The following is an 843-nucleotide window of genomic DNA, read 5'->3' as shown; positions in this document are numbered from 1 at the left end:
GGTATTATGGCTCAAGCTATCAATGCTAATATTGAAAAGACTAAGTTAGGATTAGAACAAGACTTAAAAGCTGTAACGCAATCTGTTCAAACAGCAAAAGCAATAGAAGAAGGAGACTTAACAGCAAGAATTATAGAAAATCCTGCTAATCCTCAATTAATAGAATTAAAAAATGTTTTAAATGAAATGCTTAGAACTTTAGAAGCTAAAGTAGGTTCTAATATGAATGAAATCACTAAAGTCTTTAACTCTTATAAAAACTTAGACTTCACTATTGATATTCAAAATGCAAAAGGAGAAGTAGAACTTACTACTAACACTCTAGGCGAAGAAATAAAAGCAATGCTAAAAGCTTCAGCTTCTTTTGCAACAGATTTAGCAAAACAAAGTGAAGAGTTAAAACTCTCTATGGAAAAACTAACAAGTGGTTCACAAACTCAAGCAAGTTCTCTTCAACAATCAGCAGCTGCAATAGAAGAGATAAGTTCTTCTATGCAAAATGTAAGTGATAAAACATCTGAAGTAACTAGACAAGCAGAAGATATTAAAAACATAGTAGGTGTTATAAAAGATATAGCAGAACAAACTAACTTACTAGCACTTAATGCAGCAATAGAAGCAGCAAGAGCAGGAGAACATGGTAGAGGATTTGCAGTAGTAGCCGATGAAGTTAGAAAACTAGCTGAAAGAACAGGTAAATCTTTAAATGAAATAGAAGCTAATGTAAATGTATTAGTCCAAGGCATTAATGATATGAATGAATCTATAAAAGAGCAAACACAAGGTGTTGCTCAAATCAATGAAGCAGTAGCACAATTAGAGGGTGTAACACAAGATAATGTA

General features: G+C 32.3%; 1 protein-coding gene. It reads left to right on the top strand.

Going from position 1 to position 843, the window contains the following annotated elements:
- A partial coding sequence (locus EBF09_RS08995; RefSeq protein ID WP_232817719.1) for a methyl-accepting chemotaxis protein occupies positions 1–843 on the top strand: 843 nt, incomplete at both ends.

This window comes from Helicobacter burdigaliensis (assembly GCF_003670295.1).
In the GTDB taxonomy this organism is placed as follows: Bacteria; Campylobacterota; Campylobacteria; order Campylobacterales; family Helicobacteraceae; genus Helicobacter_D; species Helicobacter_D burdigaliensis.
Note: the sequence above shows the minus strand (reverse complement) of the source record. Positions and strands in the feature narration are given on the sequence as shown.